This window comes from Pseudomonas sp. UBA7500, assembly GCF_002478435.1.
Taxonomy (GTDB): domain Bacteria; phylum Pseudomonadota; class Gammaproteobacteria; order Pseudomonadales; family Pseudomonadaceae; genus Aquipseudomonas; species Aquipseudomonas palmensis.
The window spans coordinates 1-234 of the sequence record NZ_DLNW01000006.1; the positions used below are offsets into that span (position 1 = coordinate 1).

A 234-nucleotide genomic window follows, 5' to 3' on the forward strand; every position below is an offset into this window, starting at 1 on the left:
TCTTCTGGGACCGCGAAGGCCAATCGGACGACAAGACCACCTGCTGGATGCGCGTGGCCTCCAACTGGGCCAGCCAGAGCAGCTTTGGCGCCATCTCGCTGCCGCGTATCGGCATGGAGGTGCTGATCACCTTTCTGGAAGGCGACCCCGACCAGCCGCTGATCACCGGTTGCCTGTACCACGGCGCCAACCTGCCGCCGTACCGGTTGCCGGACTTCAAGACCCTGGCCACGG

The 234-nt window shown here is 65.4% G+C and carries 1 protein-coding gene; it reads left to right on the forward strand.

Going from position 1 to position 234, the window contains the following annotated elements; all coding sequences use genetic code 11:
• Nucleotides 1–234, forward strand: a 234-nt coding sequence (locus B4I46_RS04990; RefSeq protein WP_286899074.1) for a phage baseplate assembly protein V, incomplete at both ends; no start/stop codon positions are given.